The sequence below is a fragment of the Streptomyces sp. NPDC042336 genome, assembly GCF_055581985.1.
This window is the reverse complement of sequence record NZ_JBVJEA010000075.1, coordinates 1-4,330: the sequence shown is the minus strand read 5'-3', so window position 1 is coordinate 4,330 and position 4,330 is coordinate 1. Positions and strand designations below refer to the sequence as shown.

The 4,330-nt window shown below is 67.0% G+C and carries 2 protein-coding genes and 3 pseudogenes; 4 read left to right on the top strand and 1 reads right to left on the bottom strand.

Annotation, left to right across the window (positions count from 1 at the left end):
• Positions 1-250 precede the first annotated feature (250 nt).
• The 4 genes and pseudogenes from ACZ6IM_RS42255 to ACZ6IM_RS42240 form a co-directional block, all read left to right on the top strand.
• Positions 251-452: pseudogene (locus tag ACZ6IM_RS42255) on the top strand (helix-turn-helix domain-containing protein); the annotation flags it as partial.
• Between the two features lie 291 nt (positions 453-743).
• On the top strand, positions 744-878 hold the full coding sequence (locus ACZ6IM_RS42250) for a hypothetical protein (RefSeq protein WP_469564553.1): 135 nt from the start codon (positions 744-746) through the stop codon (positions 876-878).
• Between the two features lie 608 nt (positions 879-1,486).
• Positions 1,487-2,499, top strand: a pseudogene (locus ACZ6IM_RS42245) (DNRLRE domain-containing protein); the annotation flags it as partial.
• 395 nt (positions 2,500-2,894) lie between these two features.
• Complete coding sequence (locus ACZ6IM_RS42240; protein WP_398916325.1) at positions 2,895-3,926, top strand: PP2C family protein-serine/threonine phosphatase; 1,032 nt, start codon at positions 2,895-2,897, stop codon at positions 3,924-3,926.
• A gap of 262 nt (positions 3,927-4,188) precedes the next feature.
• On the opposite strand, the pseudogene ACZ6IM_RS42235 reads toward ACZ6IM_RS42240, so the two are convergent.
• Positions 4,189-4,330: pseudogene (locus tag ACZ6IM_RS42235) on the bottom strand (IS5/IS1182 family transposase); the annotation flags it as partial.

The following is a 4,330-nucleotide window of genomic DNA, read 5'->3' as shown; positions in this document are numbered from 1 at the left end:
AGCGCCGTCCGGTTGCTCAGTTTCTCGTCAGTGACGCGTTCGGTGGTGAGCGGTCTGCCGAGCAGACGCCGCTTGACGCGGTACATCGGCCGATCATGGGTCATGCACCCATCAGAACGGGTGGCTACTCCGGGACCGGGCAGACACGACGGGGCACGCACTCACACGTACACGCCAGGCTCCGTGGAGCCGGTCGACGTCTCACCCCCGACTCGACGGTAAAGCCCCCCGCTTCCCTGCCACACTCGCCTTGCCTCATGCACTGGTCGAGTGGGTTACCACGCTCATCGTCACCCGAGGGTGACTGGCGCTGCAAGCTCCCGCCGCACCAACGCGCGCTCGTTGCTCTGGTGTACCTACGCAAGCACGACACCCTGGCGCCGGTCGCCGCCGGCTTCGGCATCTCGGTCGGCACCGCCCACGCCTACACCACCGCCGTCATCGACCTCCTGGTCAGCGATGTTGCCGCGGCCCACCGGGGATGCTTGTCTGCTGCGGTCCCCGAGCCCGAAGCCGCATCACCGCCAACGGGCCCGGCGGAGCCGTCCGACGAGGCCGACACCCCGCCCGCCGCCACGCGAAGCGGGTGTTCGAAGCGGTGTACGCGGTCACCGACACTGGCTGCTCGCTCAACTCGGTAGCCCACGAGTCGGGCCTGAACCGCCGCACCGTGGGAAAGTACGCCCGGGCAGCCACCTGGCAGGAAGGCGTACGCCGGGTTCCGCCTCGTCGGCCTACGAGCCTTGATCCATACCCGGGACCATCTGAGGCAGCACTGGGAGGAGGGCGAGCACACCGCGACGGTGCTGCATCAGGAGATCGCCGCCAAGGGCTACGGCGGCCACTACCAACGGGACAAGATGGCCATCGCACCATGACGCCGCGGCCTGCCGATCGACACCCCCATGCGAGCGACCGCCATCACCCCGCCAGGTCACCCACTGATCGCCACCGCACCATCCCGACGCGACCTCCACACCACTGAGGCCCTCCGTCGGCTGCTCGACCACTGCCGGGAACTGGCACGAACCGATAGCCTGGTGCGTCGGTTCGCCGCCATGCTCGCCGCCCGTGACGCCCGCCCGCTGGCGCACTGGCTCGAGCAACTGTCCGACGCCGGCCTCCCGGCGTTGGCCAGCCTGGCCAACGCCATCCCCGAGGACCAGCCCTCAGAGGGCGTCGGCTCGCCACTCTCCGCGATGGCGAACCCAGCGGGTTCCATGGCACTCACCTTGCCGGCTGCCCGGCTGCCCGGCGGCCCGGCGGGCAGTCGGGCAGTCGGGCTGACGTCTGTCCACCTGCGTTCACCGGGCCTTGACCGCATCGGAGGGCCGCCCCGCGCCGGCTCGGTGCCGTCCCGGACCGCACCGTTCTCCCCTGAGCGCTGTTACCGTACAGCCGTAGCCACCGTGACCACTGCCCGCTCTACATATCGCGGGCACGGACCTTGCCCTTGCCCGTGATGCGGGCGCCCGGATCCGTCCATGAGACCGTCGACTGGTCGAGCGACATGGAGCTCGACCTGGGCAATCCGGGAACGAAGTACGCCGACGGCACGCCGCGTACAGCGCAGTCGTTCATCTCGTGAAACCCGTCTCCTAGCCAGGACGCCTTGGTCCTGGACGCGCGAAGCTGTCCCTGTGGAACTTGCGCTCGGGCAACGATGTGGACTGCAAGGCGTATCCGTGGGAGGTCTGGTCCTCGCCCGCGGCCTCCACGTCCAGCCGGTGGACCAACCGGCCGACAATGACGGCCAAGAAGGCGACCTCCACCGAGACGCGCGGCAACAACTCGTGCACTACGCAGCTTGACGGGTGGATCAATGCCAACGTCACGACACTTGTGCAGGGGTGGGCGTCAGCCAAGGCCACCGCGGTCACATGGGGCTGCGCGCCACCGACGAGACCGTGGTCGCCCGGTGGAAGCGGGTCAGCTCCGCCAACGCGGCTTCCAGTCACCCGAAGCTGGTGGGTACCACTACCGGCCACGCACGGGAACCAAGCAGGAAGTCGGCCAGCCGTACTGCTCCTACAGCGGCGTCTACGGTCAACACCACCACACCGACACTGCGTGACACGTTCGTCGACTCCGAGGGTGGCAAGGCCAACGGCACCTTCCAGATCTTCGACAGCACCACCGACTCGCAGGTCGGGGACGGCATAGTCTCCCCGTTTGTGCCGTCCGGGCAGCCGGTATCGGTGACCGTGCCGTTCGGAGTCCTGACCAACGGTAGGACGTACAAGTTCCGGAGATCTCCGTACGACGGCTCGCACTGCAACAACGGCTCGACCGCGTGGAAGCCCTTCACCGTTGGTGCCAGCGTCTCCTCGGCTCCCGCGAAGATCACCTCTTCGGACTACCCGACGAAAACCTGGGTCAAGGGCGTGAGTCGGGCGGGCACCTTCACGCTGACCCGCCCGCATCCCACCACAACTGGCTGGAGTGGTCGCTGGACGGGGTGTCGTGTACCAGGTTGCTACCGGCGGCTCCGCTACGGACCTGAGTGAGCCTCTATCGTCCTCCGCGTTGCTCTGCCGCCGCCGCGGCTTCGCGGCCGCCTCGGCAGGGCCAGCTGAGCACCCCAACGGGATGTCGGCTCTTCCATGGCCGATACCCCTGATGCCAAGCCCGTGCGGGCCACCCAGCCTGCGGTCTGGCGACACAGCGCCTCCCGGTGTCGGCATTGCGCCCCAGCAGCAGGGGCACCCTCGCCGATTCCGGAGAGTTCTGGGTTCGGAGACACGCGCTTGGACCGGTCCTCTGTAAAGCACAGAGTGGCCGTCCGAACGGCGGCAGAGTAGGAGATCTACGAAAATCACGGCATGGACAGATTCCAAGCTGGGGACCTACCAGACCGTACGGCTCGCATGGCGGTTGGGGCCGCTGTCGCCCTGGTGCTTGTCATCATCCTGGCCGATGTCATCTCGCCCAAAGGGGTCTACCTCAGCCCCATGCTTGTGGTCGCGCCGGCGTTGACCACGGCCTTTGCGGGACCCCGGCTCACGGCGGGTGTCGCGCTGGTGGCGATCGCTGCGCAGATGGTGGCGGCCTCCCTCACCGGGAGCGCGCTGTCGGCGGCCAGATTGTGGCAGTTGTCCGCGCTCGTCGTGGTATCGATACTCCTGATCTTCTTCAGCTACGTGCGTCAACGGCGTGCCCGGCAGCTCAGTCGTGCCAGGCGAGTAGCCGAAGCGGCCCAGAGGGTGCTGCTGAGGCCACCGCCGGAGCGCGTCGGACCCCTACGGATCGGCTGGCAGTACCTGACAGCCGAGGACGATACACAGTTCGGCGGGGACCTCTTCGCCGTCACTCGCCGCCGTCCGGACAGTAGCCGCGTGATCATCGGCGACGTTCGCGGCCACGGACTCCCCGCCATCTCGGAGGCGTCCGCAGCTTTGGGCTCATTCCGGGAAGCTGCCAGACGCTGCGCCCGCCTGGATGAACTTGCCCTAATACTGGAGGAGAGCATTGGCTGGGACCTGGAGGAGGGCGGCGAGGGCCCGGGGCAGGAAGACGAACACTTTGTCACCGCCTTGCTACTCGACCTGCCAGACGCTCATGATCATGCAAGCATGATCAGTTGTGGGCACCCACCCCCGCTCCTCGTTCACTCAGATGGACGAGTGACGACCGCCCACTGCGACCCGGCTCCACCCCTGGGCCTCGGCTACCTGTCTCTGACCGGCGTCCGCATCCAAACGGTCGAGTACGCAGTGGGCGACACTCTTCTGCTGTACACCGATGGGGTGATCGAGGCGCGCTCGCCGCAGGGTGAATTTTACCCGTTGGCCAAGCGAGTGAGGAGCTTCCCTTACTCTGAGTCACCGGAGGTTCTGCTTAAGCGCCTACGGCAAGACCTGCTCGCCCACACCGGCGGTCACCTGTCCGATGACGCCGCACTACTCGCCGTGACCCGCGCAAATTAGACTGGCTTCCTATGCTTCTAGCGGCAGCTTAGGTCCATCGGTTCGGGTGTCATCCAGGGGGCGAAGGCCGGGAGTGTGCACGAGAAAGTGGTGTCACCGGCAGGCACTGAGGCAATGAGTCCACCGTCGCTGCCTCACGATCGCGGGTCTTTAGGGCCGCTATAGATGTCTCGTGTGCAGAGGTGCTTCGTACGGGTGAATCGGGCTGTCAATAGCACGGCCGCTCCAACGGCGATGTAGGAGGTCGGGGGATCCCCCGTTGCAGTGCGCCGGCCGGGTCGGTGACCAGCTGCAGGTTCACTCTGTGCAGGCGGTGCTTGGCGGAGTAGTCGGCCCGGCTGTCGCCGACCCGGTCGCACTCCGCCAGGGTTCCGTCGAGCAGGACGTACTCCGGGTCGCTCTCA